The organism is Pseudomonas sp. FP215 (assembly GCF_030687795.1).
Taxonomy (GTDB): domain Bacteria; phylum Pseudomonadota; class Gammaproteobacteria; order Pseudomonadales; family Pseudomonadaceae; genus Aquipseudomonas; species Aquipseudomonas salmasensis.
Genome location: NZ_CP117447.1, coordinates 4,791,617 through 4,812,542 on the forward strand (window position 1 = coordinate 4,791,617; position 20,926 = coordinate 4,812,542).

The 20,926-nt window shown below is 58.8% G+C and carries 18 protein-coding genes; 11 read left to right on the forward strand and 7 right to left on the reverse strand.

The genetic code is table 11. The annotated features are described in order from the left end of the window. Positions 1-424 precede the first annotated feature (424 nt). Both PSH76_RS21820 and PSH76_RS21825 read right to left on the reverse strand, forming a co-directional pair. Positions 425-1,642, reverse strand: coding sequence for an argininosuccinate synthase (locus PSH76_RS21820; protein WP_003188984.1), 1,218 nt, complete (start codon positions 1,640-1,642; stop codon positions 425-427). Positions 1,643-2,291: 649 nt separating this feature from the next. Further along, positions 2,292-3,200 (reverse strand): OmpA family protein, encoded by a 909-nt coding sequence (locus PSH76_RS21825; protein WP_032893317.1) that lies wholly within the window; start codon positions 3,198-3,200, stop codon positions 2,292-2,294. A 156-nt stretch (positions 3,201-3,356) separates the two neighbouring features. Between PSH76_RS21825 and pyrC the strand changes: the two genes are divergently transcribed. Beyond that, complete coding sequence (pyrC, locus tag PSH76_RS21830; protein ID WP_305492899.1) at positions 3,357-4,403, forward strand: dihydroorotase; 1,047 nt, start codon at positions 3,357-3,359, stop codon at positions 4,401-4,403. Next, on the forward strand, positions 4,400-5,071 hold the full coding sequence (rnt, locus tag PSH76_RS21835) for a ribonuclease T (protein WP_003188980.1): 672 nt from the start codon (positions 4,400-4,402) through the stop codon (positions 5,069-5,071). The genes pyrC and rnt overlap by 4 nt, the downstream gene beginning before the upstream one ends. 634 nt (positions 5,072-5,705) lie before the next feature. Here the strand turns inward: rnt and PSH76_RS21840 are convergent. Continuing rightward, complete coding sequence (locus PSH76_RS21840) at positions 5,706-6,308, reverse strand: peroxiredoxin (protein ID WP_003172097.1); 603 nt, start codon at positions 6,306-6,308, stop codon at positions 5,706-5,708. Positions 6,309-6,330: 22 nt separating this feature from the next. On the opposite strand from PSH76_RS21840, the gene PSH76_RS21845 reads away from it, so the two are divergent. From PSH76_RS21845 to bfr, 3 genes are all read left to right on the forward strand, one after another. Further along, positions 6,331-6,525, forward strand: coding sequence for a hypothetical protein (locus PSH76_RS21845; RefSeq protein WP_138183488.1), 195 nt, complete (start codon positions 6,331-6,333; stop codon positions 6,523-6,525). 27 nt (positions 6,526-6,552) lie between these two features. Further along, a complete protein-coding gene (locus PSH76_RS21850; protein ID WP_003188977.1) occupies positions 6,553-6,771 on the forward strand; it encodes a bacterioferritin-associated ferredoxin in 219 nt (72 codons plus the stop codon). A 201-nt stretch (positions 6,772-6,972) separates the two neighbouring features. Continuing rightward, positions 6,973-7,443, forward strand: coding sequence for a bacterioferritin (gene bfr / locus PSH76_RS21855; protein WP_012722487.1), 471 nt, complete (start codon positions 6,973-6,975; stop codon positions 7,441-7,443). Positions 7,444-7,619: 176 nt separating this feature from the next. On the opposite strand, the gene grxD is transcribed toward bfr, so the two are convergent. Both grxD and PSH76_RS21865 read right to left on the reverse strand, forming a co-directional pair. Then, positions 7,620-7,958, reverse strand: a complete 339-nt coding sequence (grxD, locus tag PSH76_RS21860) for a Grx4 family monothiol glutaredoxin (RefSeq protein WP_305492900.1) — start codon at positions 7,956-7,958, stop codon at positions 7,620-7,622. A gap of 77 nt (positions 7,959-8,035) precedes the next feature. After that, the gene (locus PSH76_RS21865; RefSeq protein WP_305492901.1) at positions 8,036-10,144 is read right to left on the reverse strand and encodes a molybdopterin oxidoreductase family protein; all 2,109 of its coding nucleotides are present in this window, start codon (positions 10,142-10,144) and stop codon (positions 8,036-8,038) included. A 433-nt stretch (positions 10,145-10,577) separates the two neighbouring features. On the opposite strand from PSH76_RS21865, the gene argF reads away from it, so the two are divergent. Then, on the forward strand, positions 10,578-11,498 hold the full coding sequence (gene argF / locus PSH76_RS21870) for an ornithine carbamoyltransferase (protein ID WP_032893323.1): 921 nt from the start codon (positions 10,578-10,580) through the stop codon (positions 11,496-11,498). Next, on the forward strand, positions 11,495-12,604 hold the full coding sequence (locus PSH76_RS21875) for an ABC transporter ATP-binding protein (RefSeq protein ID WP_278916422.1): 1,110 nt from the start codon (positions 11,495-11,497) through the stop codon (positions 12,602-12,604). Before argF ends, PSH76_RS21875 begins: the two co-directional genes overlap by 4 nt. 61 nt (positions 12,605-12,665) lie before the next feature. Here the strand turns inward: PSH76_RS21875 and PSH76_RS21880 are convergent, their stop codons facing one another. Further along, positions 12,666-13,967: an IS4 family transposase gene (locus PSH76_RS21880; RefSeq protein ID WP_305494483.1), complete on the reverse strand. Its 1,302-nt coding sequence runs from the start codon at positions 13,965-13,967 to the stop codon at positions 12,666-12,668. Between the two features lie 750 nt (positions 13,968-14,717). Continuing rightward, a complete protein-coding gene (gene ybaK, locus PSH76_RS21885; RefSeq protein WP_305492902.1) occupies positions 14,718-15,188 on the reverse strand; it encodes a Cys-tRNA(Pro) deacylase in 471 nt (156 codons plus the stop codon). A gap of 326 nt (positions 15,189-15,514) precedes the next feature. Between ybaK and PSH76_RS21890 the strand changes: the two genes are divergently transcribed. The 4 genes from PSH76_RS21890 (at position 15,515) to glpD (ending at position 20,580) form a co-directional block, all read left to right on the forward strand. After that, a complete protein-coding gene (locus tag PSH76_RS21890; RefSeq protein ID WP_014717136.1) occupies positions 15,515-16,372 on the forward strand; it encodes an MIP/aquaporin family protein in 858 nt (285 codons plus the stop codon). A 76-nt stretch (positions 16,373-16,448) separates the two neighbouring features. Further along, a complete protein-coding gene (glpK, locus tag PSH76_RS21895; RefSeq protein WP_032893327.1) occupies positions 16,449-17,954 on the forward strand; it encodes a glycerol kinase GlpK in 1,506 nt (501 codons plus the stop codon). A gap of 73 nt (positions 17,955-18,027) precedes the next feature. Further along, positions 18,028-18,783, forward strand: a complete 756-nt coding sequence (locus PSH76_RS21900) for a DeoR/GlpR family transcriptional regulator (protein WP_003188962.1) — start codon at positions 18,028-18,030, stop codon at positions 18,781-18,783. Between the two features lie 258 nt (positions 18,784-19,041). Then, the gene (glpD, locus tag PSH76_RS21905) at positions 19,042-20,580 is read left to right on the forward strand and encodes a glycerol-3-phosphate dehydrogenase (protein ID WP_098949446.1); all 1,539 of its coding nucleotides are present in this window, start codon (positions 19,042-19,044) and stop codon (positions 20,578-20,580) included. Positions 20,581-20,926: the final 346 nt, after the last annotated feature.

Consider the following 20,926-nt stretch of genomic DNA (forward strand, 5'->3'; position numbering starts at 1 on the left):
TTTGAGTGAAATATCGTGCCCATCAGCCCCTGAAAGTAAACGTGCCGCACAAGACTTTCAGGAAATGCCCCTTGCTTGTCGCCATGACGCGCACAAACCAACCCGGAACAACCGTTCCCATTAGTTCCATTTAACATATTTCAGCACTTCCATAATTCCTACAGAAAATTCAACAATTCACATATCCGTTGCAACTACATGAGTGAATTTTCTGTCAGACATAGTTCCTCCCCAGATGTAAAAAATCATTCAAACTTAAAAACAAATGACAAAAACGGAAAATAATTGCGCAAGTTACGAAAAAAAATCCTTAAACACAGGCTAAACATTAATAAACAGCTCTGCTTTTAAAGCGCCCATAAAAACCCAGGCAAAAAAAATGGCCCCTTGCGCAAGGGGCCATTTTTCACAACAGGCGCACGACTCAGAACAACGAGCGGCCCTTGTTGGCAGCAATGCGCATGCGCAGTGCGTTCAACTTGATGAAGCCTGCCGCATCCGCCTGATTGTAGGCCCCGCCGTCTTCTTCGAAGGTGGCGATGTTGGAGTCGAACAGCGACTCATCGGACTTGCGGCCGGTGACGATCACGTTGCCCTTGTACAGCTTCAGGCGTACGACACCGTTCACGTGAGCCTGGGAGGCGTCGATCATCTGTTGCAGCATCAGACGCTCTGGGCTCCACCAGTAACCTGTGTAGATCAGGCTGGCGTACTTGGGCATCAGCTCGTCTTTGAGGTGAGCGACTTCGCGGTCCAGGGTGATGGATTCGATGGCGCGGTGCGCGCGCAACATGATGGTGCCGCCTGGGGTTTCGTAGCAGCCACGGGACTTCATGCCCACGTAACGGTTCTCGACGATGTCGAGACGGCCGATACCATGCTGGCCGCCGATACGGTTCAACGTCGCCAGTACGGTGGCCGGGGTCATTTCAACGCCGTCCAGCGCGACGATATCGCCGTTGCGGTAAGTCAGTTCCAGGTACTGGGCCTTGTCTGGAGCGTTCTCCGGGGAGACGGTCCATTTCCACATGTCTTCTTCGTGCTCGGTCCAGGTGTCTTCCAGCACGCCGCCTTCATAGGAAATGTGCAGCAGGTTGGCGTCCATCGAGTACGGCGACTTCTTCTTGCCATGACGCTCGATCGGGATGGCGTGCTTTTCAGCGTAATCCATCAGCTTTTCACGGGACAACAGGTCCCATTCACGCCACGGCGCAATGACTTTCACGCCTGGCTTGAGTGCGTAGGCACCCAGTTCGAAACGGACCTGGTCGTTGCCCTTGCCGGTGGCGCCATGGGAAATGGCGTCGGCACCGGTTTCGTTGGCGATCTCAATCAGGCGCTTGGCGATCAATGGACGTGCGATGGAGGTACCCAGCAGGTACTCACCTTCGTAGACAGTGTTGGCGCGAAACATCGGGAAGACGAAATCGCGGACGAACTCTTCGCGCAGGTCGTCAATGTAGATCTCTTTCACGCCCATGGCTTGCGCCTTGGCACGTGCAGGTTCGACCTCTTCACCCTGACCCAGGTCAGCGGTGAAGGTCACCACTTCACAGTTATAAGTATCCTGCAGCCACTTGAGGATCACCGAAGTGTCCAGGCCGCCGGAATACGCGAGAACGACCTTGTTTACGTCGGCCATGCCATCACTCCACGGGGTTGTACGGAAAGGCGACGATTCTACCGATCAAAACCGTGAAATTACAGGGGCGCGACAGCAAATGAAGATAAAGCGACAGATTATGTCGAGTGGGCGACCGATGGTCGCCTCTTATAAGCATAGGTATCTACACACCCTGGTAGCGTTCAACGGTAACCACGATGCGAAGCGAGTCGCTCTTGATCTGCTTTTGATCTTGATCTCAGGCGCCCCGTTAAACCACGCTGGCCGAACGCAGGCTTGAATTCGTGGGTAACCCGGCAGGACGCCGGGTTAGCCGCCCCGCGCCATGGATGGCGCGTGGCGGCGGCCCACGGATTCAAGCCTGCGTTCGGGCACACCGAGCCCAAGCGAGGTGCCGAGTGGTGGGGCAAGAGCGCTTTGCTTACTTTCGCGCTTTTCGAAAGTGAGCCGCCGTCAGGGCGGAACCCTAAGTGGCCATTACCTAAATAACGGATATGTACCCGGTCCAACTGTGTTGACTATTAGGCCGCCTTCGCAGGCAAGCCAGCTCCCACATTTGGATCGCGGGGCGTCAGTTAGAACAGCGTCGGCTATCCGGTAGTCACGGGAGCAAGCTCCCTCGCCACAGTTTCGGCGTCATACCGAAGTTGTGTAGTTACCCATGCTCTTACGAGGTAGCCGCCGGGTTGCTAGGCGCAGTGGCCTGGGGCGCCGGTTTCTCAGGCGCGGCCACGCGCTCAAGCTGAATATTCACACGGCGGTTACGCGCACGGTTGGCAGCATTGGTGTTGGGCGCCAAGGGATAGCTTTCACCATGAAAACGCATGGTGATCTGCGATTCCTGAATGCCGTTGGCCTTGAAGTAGTCCATCACCGCCAGGGCACGGCGGCGCGACACGTCGCGGTTGGTCAGACGGTTGCCACTGTTGTCGGAATGGCCATTCAACTCGACATGATTGACCGTGGGATCGGCCTTCATGAAGGCCAGAATCACAGACAACTTCTTCTTGGCCGCAGCGTCCAGCTCAATGCCACCACCGGGAAAGCCCACTTCGGTCTGTTTGACCTGGTCGTAATTCATGGGCAGCAGCTTGGTGGTGCACAGCTGATAATCGTTATAGGCCTTGCTGAACTTCACCGGCAACAGGCGAATTTCCGAGTAACCGCCTTCACGCCCGTAATGCCGCACGGTCGGGCTGCGCCCTTCGAGCAAGCCGGTGAACAGGCGTCCGGCCTGGGCCTGGGAGCTATTGAACAGCACGTCGCCGCTGCCGACACGCACGGCCCCAAGGTTGATATCACCTCGCCCAGGCTGCCACGGCGCAGCAGCGGCCAACAGGGTTGCCGAGCCGGCGCCGAGGCTGCTGCCATAGGTTTTCAGACGAAACGTCGCCTGTTCGCCGGCCCGGCGTACGAATTCACCAGAACCAAAATCGGTGATCGGCTGGGTCAAGCGGCACTCGAACTGATCGCCCTCTACCTTCCACTCAATATTCTCCAGACGTGTCTGGAACGTGAGGGCCGCCGCAGGCAGGCTGGCGAACACACTGAGCAGGGCTAGATAATACTGGCGCACGGGAGGCTCCATGGGTTTCTACAACACTTCACAGCGTCATACATCGTTAAGGCATACCCGGAGATATCGGTAGCATCCGGCAAAACTTGATAGCGAGTGCCTGCAAGAGTCTTTTCCGGTAGCATTCCCACCAGATTGACCCGCCTGGAATCCCCAATGTCCGACCGCCTGACCCTGCTGCGTCCCGACGACTGGCATATTCATCTTCGCGATGGTGCTGCGTTACCCCAAACCGTGGCCGACGTGGCCCGCACGTTTGGCCGTGCCATCATCATGCCTAACCTGGTACCTCCGGTGCGCAATGCCGCAGAGGCCGACGCCTATCGCCAGCGCATCCTCGCTGCACGACCGGCCGGCAGCCGCTTCGAACCGTTGATGGTGCTCTACCTCACCGACCGCACCCAGCCTGAAGAAATCCGCGAAGCCAAGGCCAGCGGTTATGTGCACGCCGCCAAGCTGTACCCGGCAGGCGCGACCACCAACTCCGATTCCGGTGTAACCAGTATCGACAAGATCCTGCCGGCGATCGAAGCCATGGCGGAAGTCGGCATGCCGTTGCTGATCCACGGGGAAGTCACCCGTGGCGATGTGGACGTGTTCGATCGCGAAAAAATCTTCATCGATGAACACATGCGTCGTGTGGTCGAGCTGTTCCCCACGCTCAAAGTGGTGTTTGAACACATCACCACCGCCGATGCCGTGCAGTTCGTCAGCGAGGCGTCGGCCAACGTTGGCGCGACCATCACCGCCCATCACCTGCTCTACAACCGCAACCACATGCTGGTGGGCGGGATTCGGCCGCACTTCTACTGCCTGCCGATCCTCAAGCGCAACACCCATCAGGTAGCCCTGCTGGATGCCGCCACCAGCGGCAGCCCGAAGTTCTTCCTCGGTACCGACTCGGCGCCCCACGCCCAGCACGCCAAGGAAGCCGCATGCGGCTGCGCCGGCTGCTACACCGCGTTTGCCGCCATCGAGTTGTACGCCGAAGCGTTTAAACAGCGTAACGCGCTGGACAAGCTCGAAGGTTTCGCCAGCCTCAACGGCCCGCGTTTCTACGGCCTGCCGGCGAATACCGACCGCATTACCCTGGTTCGTGAAGACTGGACCGCCCCTGCCAGCCTGCCCTTTGGCGAGCTGACCGTTATCCCGCTGCGCGCCGGTGAAACACTGCGCTGGCGCCTGCTGGAGGAAAGCAAGTGAGTGAAGACCATTACGACGACGAACAAGAGCACGGCGGTGGCGGCTCGCGCCATCCGATGGCCGAGCGTTTTCGCGGCTATCTGCCGGTCGTCATCGACGTAGAAACCGGTGGTTTCAACTGCGCCACCGATGCCTTGCTGGAAATTGCCGCAACCACCATCGGCATGGACGAACAAGGCTTTGTGTACCCGGAGCACACGCATTTCTTTCGCGTAGAGCCCTTCGAAGGCGCCAATATCGAAGCCGCTGCCCTGGAGTTCACCGGGATCAAGCTCGACCACCCCCTGCGCATGGCGGTGAGTGAAGAAGCGGCGCTGACCGATATCTTCCGTGGCGTGCGCAAGGCGTTGAAGGCCAATGGCTGCAAACGCGCGATCCTGGTCGGCCACAACAGCAGTTTCGACCTGGGCTTCCTGAACGCCGCCGTGGCGCGACTGGACATGAAGCGCAACCCATTTCACCCGTTCTCCAGCTTCGACACCGCCACCCTTGCCGGCCTGGCCTACGGTCAGACCGTTCTGGCCAAAGCCTGCCAGGCCGCCGGTATCGACTTTGACGGGCGTGAAGCCCACTCGGCCCGCTACGACACCGAGAAGACTGCCGAGCTGTTCTGCGGCATCGTCAATCGCTGGAAACAGATGGGTGGCTGGGAAGACTTCAACGACTGAGCCTCCAATGTGGGAGGGGGCTTGCCCCCGTGAGCATAGGTATCTACACAATTCTGTAGGTTGTCGCAGCCCACGGTAACCACGATGCGAAGCGAGCCGCTCTTGATCTTGATCTGCTTTTGATCTTAAGCGCCCCGTTAAACCACGCTGGCCGAACGCAGGCTTGAATTCGTGGGTAACCCGGCAGGACGCCGGGTTAGCCGCCCCGCGCCATGGATGGCGCGTGGCGGCGGCCCACGGATTCAAGCCTGCGTTCGGGCACACCGAGCCCAAGCGAGGTGCCGAGTGGTGGGGCAAGAGCGTTTTGCTTACTTTTGCGCTCTTTTCAAAAGTGAGCCGCCGTCAGGGCGGAACCCTAAGTGGCCGTTACCGCAGCAATGGATATGTACACAATCCAACTGTGTCGCCTGTCAGGCCGCCTTCGCGAGCAAGCCCGCTCCCACAGTTGGATTGTGGGGTGTCAGGTGGAAAAGTGTCGGCTGGTAGGCCGTCATCGCAGGCAAGCCAGCTCCCACATTTAGAACGCGGCGCGTCAGTTAGATCAGCGTAGGCTGTCAGGCCGTCACGGGAGCAAGTCCCCACCCACAAAAAAACCGGCCTTCTCAGGCCGGTTTTTTTATACCGTGACGTTGGCTTACAGCTTGCCAGCGTTCTCGGTCAGGTAAGCCGCAACGCCTTCTGGCGAAGCGTTCATGCCTTTGTCGCCTTTTTTCCAGTTGGCAGGGCAGACTTCGCCGTGCTCTTCGTGGAATTGCAGCGCGTCGACCAGGCGGATCAGCTCTTCCATGTTACGACCCAGCGGCAGGTCGTTGATGATCTGCGAGCGCACAACGCCCTTGTCATCGATCAGGAACGCGCCACGGAACGCCACGCCGCCTTCGGACTCAACGTCGTAGGCCTTGGCGATGTCGTGCTTCATGTCGGCAGCCATGGTGTATTTGACTTTACCGATGCCGCCATCATTGATGGCGGTGTTGCGCCAGGCGTTGTGGGTGAAATGGGAGTCGATGGAAACCGCGACCACTTCAACGTTGCGCGCCTTGAAATCGTCCATGCGGTGGTCCAGGGCGATCAGCTCCGAAGGGCAGACGAAGGTGAAGTCCAGCGGGTAGAAGAACACCAGGCCGTATTTGCCTTTGATGGCTTCAGACAGTTTGAAGCTGTCAACGATTTCGCCATTGCCGAGGACGGCTGGTACGTCGAAATCCGGGGCTTGTTTACCGACGAGTACGCTCATTGGATATCTCCTGATGTAGGGGGTGACGATTGAAGTAAAAGGACAGGTCGAGTCTGCCGGTCAAAATCGACAGAAACATGACGCAATCACGCTTCGTAAAGACCGACCATCATACACCGAAAAAACCGTTCGTCAGCGCATGGGCGATGCGCGCTGGATTGTCGATGAAACTATTTTGACAATCATTCTCGTTAACATTAAGATCCATCGCACTTAAGCCATAAACCCGCGACGGTTCTCACTTATGTATGTCTGCCTCTGCACTGGCGTCACCGACGGACAAATCCGCGAAGCAATCTACGAAGGTTGCTGCAGCTATAAGGAAGTACGTGAAACCACCGGCGTAGCCAGCCAGTGTGGCAAATGTGCTTGCCTGGCCAAGCAAGTGGTACGGGAAACCCTCACGCAGCTGCAGACAGCCCAAGCCGCGCTCCCCTACCCAGCAGAATTTAAACACGCCTGAATAGGCCTGTTTTGAAGAACCGGACCTAGTGTCCGGTTTTTTTATGCCATTAATTCAATTAGTTAGCGCTTAGACGCGGAACACAAACATTCTTATTCCGATTAATTTTCATTTATTATTCAATAACTTAGGTTTGACACTAGGATTTTCACCGCTCAGACTCTGCCCTATACACAGCTATTACAGGGCAGGACCCCAGTCATGAAAGGCGACATCTCAGTCATCCAGCAACTCAACAAAATCCTTGCCAATGAACTGGTCGCGATCAATCAGTACTTTCTGCATGCACGCATGTACGACGATTGGGGCCTGGAAAAGCTCGGCAAGCGTGAATACAAAGAATCGATCAAAGCCATGAAGGACGCCGACGCGCTGATCAAGCGCATCCTGTTCCTGGAAGGCCTGCCGAACGTGCAAGACCTGGGCAAGCTGAACATCGGCGAGCACACCCAGGAAATGATCAGCAGCGACCTGGGCTTTGAGCGCAAGAGCCACAGCGACCTCAAGGCCGCTATCGCTCACTGCGAAACCAAGGGCGATTTCGGCAGCCGTGAACTGCTGGAAGATATCCTGGAAGACCAGGAAGAGCATATCGACTGGCTGGAAACTCAACTGGGCCTGATCGACAAGGTCAGCCTGGAGAATTACCTGCAATCGCAGATGGGCGAATAACTGCCCTTGTTATCACTGTAGGAGCGAGCTTGCTCGCGAAGGACGTCAACGATCACGCAGCGCATCTGATTTAACGCGTTGCCTGGGCGACCTTCGCGAACAAGCTCGCGCCTACAGAAAAGCTCAAAAAAAGCCCCGCTCTCTTGTGAGAAGCGGGGCTTTTTATTGCTCGCCAATCAGGCGTCAGTCTTGGCCGCTGCTTTTTGCGCCGCGTCCTTGATCAGCGCTTGAAGCGAACCATCAGCTGCCATTTCAGTGATGATGTCGCTACCGCCAACCAGCTCACCGGCTACCCACAGCTGCGGGAAAGTCGGCCAGTTGGCGTACTTTGGCAGGTTGGCGCGGATTTCAGGGTTTTGCAGGATATCCACGTAAGCGAACTTCTCGCCGCATTGCATGACGGCCTGGGACGCTTTTGCGGAGAAACCGCACTGAGGCGCGTTAGGTGCGCCCTTCATGTAAAGCAGAATGGTGTTGTTGGCAATCTGCTCTTTGATCGTTTCGATGATATCCATGGAACACCTCTGCAGGAACTTTGCGACTCACGGGTCGGCACGGTGGCGCATTGTAACGCAAAAATCCAGCAGGATGCTCAGGCCGCCGCCACCTTCACCGGTACGCCGTTGAGCGCCGCATTACCCGACAACTCATCCAATTGCCGCTCGTCGGTCAAGTCATTGGCACTCGCTCCCGGCTGGCTGTTCGCGATGCTCATCTGCACGCCCGGGCGACCGTGGCCCCAGCCGTGAGGCAGGCTGACCACGCCCGGCATCATGTCCGCACTGGCCACCACTTCCACTTCGATCATGCCGGTGCGCGAACTCACTCGCACCCGCTGGCCATCGCTCAACTGCCGACGGGTCAGGTCGTCGGGGTGCATCAACAGTTGATGGCGTGGCTTGCCCTTCACCAGCCGGTGATAGTTATGCATCCAGGAATTGTTGCTGCGCACATGCCGTCGGCCAATCAGCAACAGTTCGTCGGCCACCGGCACCGGCTGCGCGGCGAAACGCGCCAGGTCTGCGAGGATCACCGTCGGTGCCGCTTGCACCTTGCCATCCGCGGTTTTCAAACGTGCCGCGAGGTTGGGCTTGAGCGGCCCCAGGTCCATGCCATGGGGATAATCCGCCAGCATCGCCACCGACAGCTTATGGCTGGATGCGTCACCGTAGGCACCCGCACGCAGCCCGAAGTCGATCATCTGCGCCGGTGGCACGGTGGGCTTGAGCACCGCGCCAGTGTGCGCCGCAAATGCCTTGGCCAGGCCGACAAAGATCTCCCAGTCATGCAACGCACCCTCAGGCTTGGGCAGGATGGCGCGATTGAAGCGCGTGACATTACGCACCGCGAACAAATTAAAGGTGGTGTCGTAGTGATCGTTTTCCAGCGCCGAGGTGGAAGGCAGGATCAGGTCGGCATAACGTGTGGTCTCGTTGATATACAGATCGATGCTGACCATGAACTCCAACCCGTCCAGGGCTTGCTCCAATTGGCGACCGTTAGGCGTGGACAGTACCGGGTTGCCGGCCACCGTCACCAGGGCGCGGACCTGGCCTTCACCCTCGGTGAGCATTTCTTCTGCCAGCGCCGACACCGGCAGTTCTCCACCGTACTCCGGGAGCCCGGACACGCGGCTCTGCCAGCGGTTGAAATGGCCGCCGCTGGTGGAGGCCACCAGGTCCACCGCCGGGCTGGTGCAGAGCGCGCCGCCGACGCGATCCAGATTACCGGTCACCAGGTTGATCAGTTGCACCAGCCAATGGCACAGCGTACCGAACGCCTGGGTCGAGACGCCCATGCGGCCATAACAGACAGCCTTGTCAGCGCCGGCGAAGTCCCTGGCCAACTGGCGAATCTGTTCGGCAGGCACCGCACACTGGCGGCTCATGGCCTCAGCATCGAAGCCGGCAATCGCCTTGCGTACATCATCCAGGCCTTGTACCGGCAAATGGCTGTCGCGTGTCAGCCCTTCGGAGAACAAAGTGTTGAGCACCCCAAACAACAACGCCGCATCGCCGCCGGGGCGTACGAACAGGTGCTGGTCGGCGATGGCCGCCGTTTCACTGCGCCGAGGGTCGACCACCACCACTTTACCGCCCCGTGCTTGGATGGCCTTGAGGCGTTTCTCCACATCGGGCACGGTCATGATGCTGCCATTGGAGGCCAGCGGGTTGCCGCCGAGGATCAACATAAAATCGGTCTGGTCGATGTCTGGGATGGGCAGCAATAGGCCGTGGCCGTACATCAGGTGACTGGTGAGGTGATGAGGCAACTGGTCTACCGAGGTCGCGGAGAAACGATTGCGCGTCTTCAACAGCCCTAGAAAGTAGTTGCTGTGGGTCATCAACCCATAGTTATGCACGCTGGGGTTGCCCTGATACACCGCCACCGCGTTCTGGCCATGCCGCGCCTGGATGCCCGCCAGCCGCTCGGCCACCAGGGCAAAGGCGTCATCCCAGGCAATCGGCTGCCATTGGCTGCCCACCCGCAGCATGGGTTGGTGCAGACGGTCCGGGTCGTTCTGGATGTCCTGCAGGGCCACGGCCTTGGGGCAGATGTGGCCGCGACTGAAACTGTCCAGAGGGTCGCCCTTGATCGAGGTGATCGCCAAGCTGCCGTCTTCGGCTTGGGTGGTTTCCAAGGTGAGGCCGCAGATGGCTTCGCACAGGTGGCAGGCACGGTGGTGGAGAGTCTTGGTCATGGCCAGTCTCTTTTATAGGGGCTTTGGCTCAACTATGGGCCGCACGCCCGTGGGGCGCCAGCAACCTTCGCGTTGTGAATCGACGGGCATAGGCCAGGGCATGGCTAAGCATGAGCAAATGTTTCAGAAACCTTGCCCACAGGCGCTGAAACCGACGCGACCTGGCCCAAGCCCGCCCCCGCGCATTGCAAAAGGCCTGGACGCCAGTGTACAAATGGCTCGCTGCTGTCAGGAAATCGTCTTCAAACGCGCGCCAGCGCCCTGCTTGAACACCCCTAAAACCGTAGCCCTATTGGTAAAACGCGACATTTAATGTCAATATCGCGTCTTCCCCTATTTCGTCGCCCCGTGCGGCTTTCGCCGCAGGTCTCGCCCGTTGTCGCAATAAACAAGGCTTTGAGTATCTGCGGTCTGTTGCAAAAGGTAGTTAATGATGAGCGCAAGGCACTTTCTCTCCCTGATGGATTGCACGCCCGAAGAGCTGGTCAGCGTGATCCGTCGAGGCATTGAGCTTAAAGACCTGCGTAACCGCGGCGTACTGTTTGAGCCTTTGAAAAACCGTGTACTGGGGATGATTTTTGAAAAGTCCTCGACCCGCACACGCCTGTCGTTCGAGGCCGGCATGATCCAGCTGGGTGGCCAGGCGATCTTCCTGTCACCGCGAGACACCCAATTGGGCCGTGGTGAGCCGATCAGCGATTGCGCCATCGTGATGTCGCGCATGCTCGATGCCGTGATGATCCGTACCTTCGCCCACAGCACCTTGACCGAATTTGCTGCCAACTCCCGTGTGCCCGTGATCAACGGCCTGTCCGATGACCTGCACCCCTGCCAGTTGCTGGCCGACATGCAAACCTTCCTCGAACACCGTGGCTCGATCCAAGGCAAGACCGTGGCCTGGATCGGCGATGGCAACAACATGTGCAACAGCTATATAGAAGCGGCGATTCAGTTTGACTTCCACCTGCGTATCGCCTGCCCTGAAGGCTACGAGCCCAGCGCCGAGTTCATGGCCAAGGCCGACGGTCGTGTGCAACTGCTGCGCGATCCAAAAGACGCAGTGATCGGCGCACACCTGGTCAGCACCGACGTCTGGACCTCCATGGGCCAGGAGGACGAAACCGCCAAGCGCCTGGCCCAATTCGCGCCGTTCCAGGTGACTCGCGCGTTGCTCGACCTGGCCGCGCCGGACGTGCTGTTCATGCACTGCCTGCCCGCCCACCGGGGCGAAGAAATCAGCCAAGACCTGCTCGACGATCCGCGCTCAGTCGCGTGGGATCAGGCCGAGAACCGCCTGCATGCGCAAAAAGCCTTGCTCGAATTCCTCGTACCACCGTCGTACCACCACGCATGAGCCAGCCATTACTGCTGAACCTGCGCAATCTGGCATGCGGCTATCAAGACCAACGCGTGGTGCAGAACCTCAACCTGCACCTCAACGCCGGCGATATCGGTTGCCTGCTCGGCTCTTCGGGCTGCGGCAAGACCACCACCCTGCGCGCCATTGCCGGCTTTGAGCCGGTGCACGAAGGCGAAATCAGCCTGGCGGGCGACGTCATCTCCCGTGCCGGGTTCACCCTGGCTCCGGAGAAACGTCGTATCGGCATGGTGTTCCAGGACTACGCGTTGTTCCCGCACCTGAGCGTGGCTGACAACATCGCCTTCGGCATTCGCAAACACCCGCAAAAAGAGCGCGTGGTCGCCGAGTTGCTGGAACTGGTCAACCTGAAGAACCTGGGCAAGCGTTTTGCCCATGAGCTTTCCGGTGGTCAGCAACAACGTGTCGCCCTCGCTCGCGCCCTGGCGCCGGAGCCGCAACTGCTGTTGCTGGATGAACCCTTTTCCAACCTCGATGGCGAACTGCGCCGCAAGCTCAGCCATGAAGTGCGCGACATCCTCAAAGCGCGCGGCACCAGCGCGATCCTGGTGACCCATGACCAGGAAGAGGCCTTCGCCGTCAGCGATCACGTGGGGGTCTTCAAGGAAGGCCGACTAGAGCAGTGGGACACGCCCTACAACCTCTATCACGAACCGCAAACGCCTTACGTCGCCAGTTTCATCGGCCAGGGGTATTTCATCCGTGGCCGGCTGAACTCGCCGGAATCGGTCAGCACTGAACTGGGCGACCTGCGCGGCAACCGAGCCTATACCTTGCCAACCGGTGCTGCGGTGGATGTACTGCTGCGCCCGGATGACATCGTGTATGCGCCGGACAGCGCGCTGAAAGCCCGGATCGTCGGCAAGACTTTCCTCGGTGCCTCAACGCTGTACCGGTTACAGCTGCCGACCGGCGCGCAACTGGAGTCGATTTTCCCCAGCCATGCCGATCACCAAGTGGGCACAGAGGTGGGGATTCGTGTGGCGGCTGAACACCTAGTGTTGTTCCAGGCATCCGGCAGCACAGCGGCGCAGATTCCCGCCGTTGAGTCAGGTGTGCGCCGCCACAGCGTCGCTCACTGATAAAACCGGATCAAACTGTGTGGCTGGCTTGCCTGCGATTGGGCCATAAGTACCAGCCCTTTCAAGGTCTTTTCGTTTTGGCAGCCTTGATTACCCTGTCCGTTGAAACATGCGCATTCACCGCCTTGCCTTGCACCCATGTCTTGGGTTTAGGCACCTTGGGGCCGCGGGGACTTTTCGCAACTTGTTTGGGGTGGATGTTTCTGGCCAGCTCCAACAAACGCTGGGCCAACTTTTCCACAGGGATGGCGGGAAGATATTCCGAGGGCAGTGCAATCTGCATTCCCTCATAACCACTCCTGACCTGGACCGCCAAGTGATAGATCGAGGCTTCCCAGCCATCAGGCTGGGTCTCCCGATGGGCTTGCTCCACGCTTCGCTTGAGTACAGCCAGGACGTTGTAGGCCAACACTGCCGTAGTGAACCCGAGCAAGGCGGCCTTTGGGCTGCCGAGAGTTTCGATTTCACTTTCCAGGATCGCTTCCAGTCGCTGGAACATACCTTCAATGCTCCAGCGGCGGCGATAGAGTTGCGCGATCTGCTGAGCGCTGACGCTTTCAGGCAGGTTGCTCCAGAACATCAAGCTGCTGTCACCCGAGTCTGTTGGCGAATGAAGCGTCAGTTCGACGCGCCGACATTGGTAACCGCCTCTGACCTGGATGATCTGCTCACGCACAGAGCCTGTTTCCACAGGCACGGATTCTTGCCACTCACCCTCTTGAATCAGGCGTGGATGTTTGGCTTGCTGGCGAATGACAAAGGACGTCTGGACCTGCTCACAAGCTTCCATTACCGGAAGCGTGCAGTAGAGTCGGTCAGCCAGCCACACCTGGCCCGGTTCAGCATTAGCCAACAGAGGCAACACGCAAACGCGCTCGCTGGCGTAGGCATCCTCACATGCCTGAAGGTCGATGACCTGATCGAGATCAGGATCGTAGACCACTACCGAAAAACCGGGACGAGCCGCACCTCGCTCCTGGCGTAAAGCCCCCAGACGCTTCTCAGTGGATGCCAGGTGATTGCCGTCTACCACGCGAACCTGCCAGTCCGGCAGCATCGTCGTGCAGCCCAGTTCTTTGATGGTTGGAGTCAGTCGTTGCGCACTACCGGTGACCAGAGCGCGCAATAGCGCGGGTTCAGTACGACTGATTTTGTCGTAGAGCGCCGCCAAGCTGACAGGGAGATCTTCCAGTTGCCGCGCAGCGGCGTGCAGGGATGGCTTCAAGCCCAATGAAACAAGGGACATCAGCTTGATTATGGTCGAGAACAGTAGTTCACGAGAATACTGCCGTTGCCGATGTTCTTCGAAGACCTGATCGACCCACTCAGGGGCAATAGCTTGTTCCAGCGCCAATTTGGCCATAACGCTGGCAGGTGCTTTTTTCTCGAAACGCGCTAGAACATCGGCCCACATCGTTTGGGATCCCTGAATGAAATTTCAGGGGATTTTACCGAAGACCTTGAAAGGGATGGCCATAAGTACCTACACAAAAAGCTGCTGCAGCCCAAGGTAACCACGATGCGAAGCGAGCCGCTCTTGATCTTGATCTGCTTTTGATCTCAGGCGCCCCGTTAAACCACGCTGGCCGAACGCAGGCTTGAATTCGTGGGTAACCCGGCAGGACGCCGGGTTAGCCGCCCCGCGCCATGGATGGCGCGTGGCGGCGGCCCACGGATTCAAGCCTGTGTTCGGGCACACCGAGCCTAAGCGAGGTGCCGAGTGGTGGGGCAAGAGCGTTTTGCTTACTTTTGCGCTCTTTTCAAAAGTGAGCCGCCGTCAGGGCGGAACCCCAGGTGGCCGTTACCGCAGAAATGGATATGTACACAATCCAACTGTGTCGCCTGCCAGGCCGCCTTCGCGAGCAAGCCCGCTCCCACAGTTGGATCGTGCGGTGTCAGCTAGATTGTCGTCGGCTGGCTGGCCGTCATCGCAGGCAAGCCAGCTCCCAGAATTGGATAGCAGTGTGTCAGGTAGATCAGCGTAGGTTGGCAGGCCGTCACGGGAGCAAACTCCCTCGCCACAGGTTCAGCGTCACTCCAAAACGATGAAGATACCTATGCCTATCTCTGTCAAGCCACACATTTGAGAGCCATGGCCTTCAAAAAATGCTTATCAGGCCCGGCCGATCGGTGCAAATTTGGCCTGGGTGTGTTCCGCCAACACCGACGCCGGCAATTCAACTTCCAAACCCCTCCTACCCGCGCTGACAAAAATCGTTGCAAAGGGTTGCGCCGTTTCATCAATAAACGTGCGCAGCCGCTTCTTCTGCCCCAACGGGCTGATGCCGCCCAACAGATAACCCGTGGAACGCTGCGCTGCTGCCGGGTCTGCCATTTCGACTTTCTTCACACCCGCAGCATGAGCCAGGGCTTTCAAGTCCAGACTTCCGACGACCGGCACCACCGCCACCAACAACTCCCCCTTCTCGCTGCACGCCAGCAGCGTCTTGAACACCTGGGCCGGGTCGAGGCTCAATTTTTCCGCGGCCTCCAGCCCATAGGATGCTGCCTTGGGATCATGTTCATAACTATGGATACGATGTTCGGCGCGAACTTTTTTCAACAAGTCCAATGCGGGGGTCATAGCGGCTCCTGGCGGGCAAACTGATGGCCAATTCTAGGCCAAGACCGCCTGAAACGCTCTAGCACAGCCCTATTACCGCTAAAGCGACTCGCCCTGCCCATGATCATTCACCACACCAATAGTTCGGAAATGACCAATGGTTCACTTTCGACCTTTGACAGCGGTCATTCTTGTCTATATTTTTTCGTTTCCGAATACCGTAGGAATAATCCTTTGGTACTCCTGCAATAACCCGCGACCCAGGATGGGGATCCTTGTCGCGGTGAATATCGCGCAACTGCCCGTTGAGGCCGTGCGCAAGACAAGAACAACAATTGAGGTTTTCCATGACAACTGCTCTTCAACAGCCTTCACTTTCGAGCCAATGCATGGCCGAATTCCTGGGCACCGCGCTGCTGATCTTCTTCGGTACAGGATGCGTCGCCGCGCTCAAGGTCGCGGGTGCGAGCTTTGGCTTGTGGGAAATCAGTATCATCTGGGGGGTCGGCGTGAGCATGGCGATCTACCTGAGTGCCGGTATTTCCGGGGCTCACCTCAACCCGGCGGTCAGTATCGCCCTGTGCATCTTTGCCGATTTTGAAAAGCGCAAACTGCCCTTCTATATTCTCGCCCAGGTCGCCGGCGCCTTCTGCTCCGCCGCCTTGGTGTACACGCTCTACAGCAACCTGTTTTTCGATTACGAACAAACCCACCACATGGTCCGCGGCTCCCAAGCCAGCCTCGAATTGGCCTCGGTGTTCTCAACCTACCCCCATGCACTGCTGAGCACGGCCCAGGCATTCCTGGTGGAGATGGTCATCACCGCCATCCTGATGGGCGTGATCATGGCCCTTACCGATGACAACAACGGCCTGCCACGCGGCCCACTGGCGCCCCTGCTGATCGGCTTGCTGATCGCGGTGATTGGTAGCGCCATGGGCCCGCTGACCGGCTTTGCGATGAACCCGGCTCGGGATTTCGGGCCCAAGCTGATGACCTTTTTCGCCGGTTGGGGTGAAATGGCCTTTACTGGCGGTCGCGATATTCCTTATTTCCTGGTGCCGATTTTCGCCCCGATTGTCGGCGCATGCCTCGGTGCTGCGGCCTACCGCGGGCTGATTGCTCGCCACCTGCCGAGCGCCGCACCGGCTATCGCTGAAGAAACACCTGACACGGCTGTCAACGGCAAGACCCGTATTTCCTGAAAGCGCCAGCCTGTTCCCCTGCCCTTCGCGGCCCAGGCTGATTTCTGACTTCCTTATTTCGTCCAAGGCAATTGACATGACCGACCTTCAGAATAAGAACTACATCATTGCCCTTGATCAGGGCACCACCAGTTCCCGGGCGATCATCTTCGATCGTGACGCCAACGTGGTGTGTACCGCCCAGCGTGAATTCGTCCAGCATTACCCGCAGGCTGGCTGGGTCGAACATGACCCGATGGAAATCTTCGCCACCCAGAGCGCGGTGATGGTCGAAGCGCTGGCCCAGGCCGGCCTGCACCATGACCAAGTGGCCGCCATCGGCATCACCAACCAGCGTGAAACCACCGTGGTCTGGGACAAGATCACCGGCCGCCCGATCTACAACGCCATTGTCTGGCAGTGCCGCCGCAGCACCGAGATCTGCCAGCAGCTCAAGCGCGACGGCCATGAGCAATACATCAGCGACACCACGGGCCTGGTGACCGACCCGTACTTCTCCGGCACCAAACTCAAGTGGATCCTCGACAACGTCGAAGGCAGCCGCGAACGCGCGCGCAATGGCGAACTGCTGTTCGGCACCGTCGACAGCTGGCTGATCTGGAAATTTACCGGCGGCAAGACCCACGTCACCGACTACACCAACGCCTCGCGCACCATGCTCTTCAACATTCACACGCTGGAGTGGGATGCGAAGATGCTGGAGATTCTCGACATTCCGCGGGAAATGCTGCCGGAAGTGAAGTCGTCGTCAGAAATCTATGGCCGCACCAAGAGCGGTATCGCTATCGGCGGCATTGCCGGTGACCAGCAAGCCGCCCTGTTCGGCCAGATGTGCGTGGAAGCGGGCCAGGCCAAGAACACCTACGGCACCGGCTGCTTCCTGCTGATGAACACAGGCGACAAGGCGGTCAAATCCAAGCACGGCATGCTCACCACCATCGCCTGCGGCCCACGCGGCGAGGTGGCCTACGCCCTGGAAGGCGCAGTCTTCAACGGCGGCTCCACCGTGCAATGGCTGCGTGACGAGCTGAAAATCATCAACGATGCCCACGACACGGAATACTTTGCCGGTAAGGTCAAGGACAGCAACGGCGTGTACCTGGTACCCGCCTTCACCGGCCTCGGCGCGCCCTACTGGGACCCGTATGCCCGTGGCGCACTGTTCGGCCTGACCCGTGGCGTACGCGTCGACCACATTATTCGCGCAGCCCTGGAGTCGATTGCCTACCAGACCCGCGACGTCCTCGACGCCATGCAACAGGACTCCGGCGAACGCCTCAAGGCCCTGCGCGTGGACGGCGGCGCGGTTGCCAACAACTTCCTGATGCAGTTCCAGGCCGACATCCTCGGCACCCAGGTAGAACGCCCGCAAATGCGTGAAACCACTGCCCTCGGCGCGGCCTACCTGGCCGGCCTGGCGTGTGGCTTCTGGGGCAGCCTGGACGAGCTGCGCGGCAAGGCGGTAATCGAACGCGAGTTCGAGCCACAGCTGGATGAGGCGGCCAAAGAGAAACTCTATGCCGGCTGGCAAAAAGCCGTGAGCCGCACCCGTGACTGGGAACCGCACGAGGGCGCTGAATAAGGTTGTAACTGGCAGGGAGCGGATTCCTGCGTCATCATGGGCCACTTTTGTATGGCAGCCCAAAGGACGCCCCATGAATCTGCCTCCCCGCCAACAACAAATCCTCGAACTGGTCCGCGAACGCGGCTACGTCAGTATCGAGGAAATGGCGCAGCTATTCGTTGTCACCCCGCAAACCATCCGCCGCGATATCAACCAGCTGGCGGACGCCAACCTGTTGCGCCGCTACCACGGCGGCGCAGCCTATGACTCCAGTGTCGAGAACACCGCGTACGCCATGCGTGCCGACCAGATGCGCGACGAGAAGCAACGCATCGGCGAAGCCATTGCCGCACAGATTCCCGATCACGCCTCGCTGTTCATCAACATCGGCACCACCACCGAATCCATCGCCCGTGCGCTGCTCAATCACAGCCACCTGAAAATCATCACCAACAACCTCAACGTCGCCACCATGCTCAGTGCCAAGGACGACTTCGATGTGTTGCTCACCGGCGGCAATGTGCGCCGTGACGGTGGTGTGGTCGGCCAGGCCAGTGTCGACTTCATCAACCAGTTCAAGGTCGACTTTGCCCTGGTGGGCATCAGTGGTATCGACGAGGACGGCAGCCTGCTGGACTTCGATTACCAGGAAGTGCGGGTTTCCCAGGCAATCATCGCCAATGCGCGACAAGTGATTCTGGCGGCAGACTCCAGCAAATTCGGGCGCAATGCCATGATTCGCCTGGGGCCGATCAGCCTGGTGGACTGCCTGGTGACTGACCAACAGCCGGTGCCGGCGTTGGTGCAGGTGTTGAATGAGCATAAGGTGCGGCTGGAGGTCGTGTAGCGCCTGTTCAGACGCCATCGCGGGCAAGCCCGGCTCCCACAGATTGAAATGCGATCAAATGTGGGAGCCGGGCTTGCCCGCGATGACGGCCTCACCCGCACAACACATTCACCTTTTTTCATAATTCTTCCTTTCCCCACCCTTCGATGAGTTTTTTCAATCGAAGTCGGGTGGCTGTGCCCGCAATTATCAGCTACCATTTTCGCAAATGAACATTTATGTTCGAATTCCAAGACGAAAAGATCGCGAGGCCAGCCGATGAACCCTTCCACCTTGCCTGCTCCACCGCTTGCCGAAGTCTATGACGTTGCCGTAATTGGTGGCGGGATCAATGGCGTCGGGATTGCAGCAGACGCAGCCGGTCGCGGTTTGTCGGTATTCCTTTGCGAAAAGGATGACTTGGCCAGCCACACCTCTTCGGCCAGCAGCAAGCTGATCCATGGTGGCCTGCGCTATCTGGAACACTACGAATTCCGCCTGGTGCGTGAAGCCCTGGCAGAACGGGAAGTGCTGCTGGGCAAAGCGCCGCACATCGTCAAGCAAATGCGCTTCGTACTGCCGCACCGCCCGCACCTGCGCCCGGCGTGGATGATTCGTGCTGGCCTGTTCCTGTATGACCACTTGGGCAAGCGCGAGAAACTGGCAGGCTCCAAAAGCCTCAAGTTTGGCGCCGACAGCCCGCTGAAAAGTGAAATCACCCGAGGCTTCGAATACTCCGACTGCTGGGTCGATGACGCCCGCCTGGTCGTGCTCAACGCCATGGCAGCCCGCGAGAAAGGCGCGCACATCCACACGCAGACCCGTTGCGTCAGCGCCCATCGCAGCAACGGCCTGTGGGAAATGAACATGGAGCGTGCCGACGGCAGCCTGTTCTCGATCCGCGCCCGCGCCCTGGTGAATGCTGCCGGCCCTTGGGTAGCCAAATTCATCAAGGACGACCTGAAGCTGGATTCGCCCTACGGCATCCGCCTGATCCAGGGCAGCCATCTGATCGTGCCGCGCCTGTACGAAGGCGCCCATGCGCACATCCTGCAGAACGAAGACCAGCGCATCGTCTTCACCATTCCGTACCTGAACCACTTGACCATCATCGGCACCACCGATCGCGAATACACCGGCGACCCGGCTGCAGTGGCGATCACCGAAGGTGAAACCGACTACATGCTCAAGGTGGTCAACGCGCACTTCAAGAAACAACTGAGCCGTGACGATATTGTCCACACCTACTCCGGCGTGCGCCCGCTGTGCAACGACGAGTCGGATAACCCATCGGCCATCACGCGTGATTACACCCTGGCCTTGTCCGGCGGTACCGGCGAAGCGCCGATCCTGTCGGTATTCGGCGGCAAGCTGACCACCTATCGCAAACTGGCCGAGTCGGCCATGGCCCAACTGGCGCCGTACTTCACCCAGATGCGCCCAAGCTGGACTGCCACGGCGAGCCTGCCCGGCGGCGAAAATATGAGCACCCCTGAAGCCCTGGCCGACGCCATCCGCGCCAAGTTCGACTGGGTACCGAGCGAGATCGCCCGCCGCTGGTCCACCACTTACGGCAGCCGCACCTGGCGCCTGCTGGAGGGCGTGCAATCGCTGGCCGACCTGGGTGACCACCTGGGTGGCGGCCTGTATACCCGCGAAGTCGACTACCTGTGCGCCGAAGAGTGGGTGACACAACCGCAGGACGTGCTGTGGCGCCGTACCAAGCTTGGCCTGTTTACCACCGAGCAGGAACAGGAAAACCTGCAACGCTACCTGTCCAAGGTCGAGCAGAGCCGCAGCAAGATCGAAGCCGCCTGACAGCCCCCCCCTACACTGTAGGAGCGAGCTTGCTCGCGAAAAACCTGAGAGCGCCGCGTTTATTCAGCATAAACGCGGCATTTTTGCGTTTTTCGCGAGCAAGCTCGCTCCTACAGGCTATTCGGTTTTCCGAACGCGCTCCTGTGCGCTATTCGGTTTGCCGGACCGGCGGCCGAAAATATCGCCGAAACAAAAAGTTAATTTCCATATAAATCATGAAGTTATCCTTTTGTTTTCGGTATGGCACGACTCATGCTCTACACTCTTCAACGATTGCCTGAGGCGCCTTAGGAGCCGTCACGGGCAGTCGCTATACAAGAGAGCCGTTCAGCTGGCTTCATAAAAA